We start from the raw sequence: 778 nt of genomic DNA, 5'->3' as shown, positions 1-778 counted from the left end.
CCGAGGTTGCCCACCAGGCACCCGCGGCGGAAACCGTGCCGGGCCATACCGGCCTTGGCGTCGTCCACGAAGGCGGCGAGCCGGTCCAGCGGCGGGGTCGACCCATCCAGCAGCCAGCGGTCGAGCTTGCCGGCGAAGTACGCCGCGTAGTCCGCCAGCACCGCGCGGCCGAAGGCCTCCTTGCTGTCGAAGTAGTGATAGAACGAGCCCTTGGGCACGCCGACGCGGCGGAGGATCCCGTCGATCCCCGTGGCGGTGAAGCCCTGCTCCGTGAGCACCGCCGTGCCGCTGCGGATAAGCGCCTCTCGCGTATCCGCATACGCCCTCGGCACCTTCGGCGGCCGCCCGCGGCGGCGTTTCGGCGTGGCTGTCGTGTTCATGCCGTTAATTATAGACCGATCGTCTATAAATACCCAAACGCCCCCATGAAAGGCACGATATGCGCCAGAGATAAGGCGCCGGGAACCCGGCCGGAGGTCGCGATGGGACGATGGCGGGCATTCGCAGCGGGCATCAGACTGGAGGTCGCCACCTACCGGGCGATCGCGCGGCACCCAAATACGCCTGTTGCCTCCCGCGCCCTGATCGCCGTCGCCGTGGGCTACATGCTCTCGCCCATCGACCTGATCCCGGATTTCATACCGGTGATCGGCCATCTCGACGATGTGCTCGTCGTCCCCGGCCTCATCGCACTGGCCCTCTGGCTCGTGCCGGGGGACGTTGTTCGGGATGCCCGGGCGGTGGCACGGCGGAAAACTGCGTCGCAGAAAGGGCATGA

The 778-nt window shown here is 67.6% G+C and carries 2 protein-coding genes; one reads left to right on the top strand and one right to left on the bottom strand.

The window, feature by feature from the left end; genetic code table 11:
• Window positions 1–380: TetR/AcrR family transcriptional regulator (locus G7A99_RS22400; RefSeq protein ID WP_163144219.1), on the bottom strand; the 380-nt coding region annotated here is incomplete at its 3' end.
• Window positions 381–482: 102 nt separating this feature from the next.
• Here G7A99_RS22400 and G7A99_RS22395 point away from each other — a divergent pair.
• Window positions 483–778 (top strand): YkvA family protein (locus G7A99_RS22395; RefSeq protein WP_163144217.1); only part of this gene is annotated, 296 nt, incomplete at its 3' end.

Source organism: Arhodomonas sp. KWT, from assembly GCF_010993615.1.
Note: the sequence above shows the minus strand (reverse complement) of the source record. Positions and strands in the feature narration are given on the sequence as shown.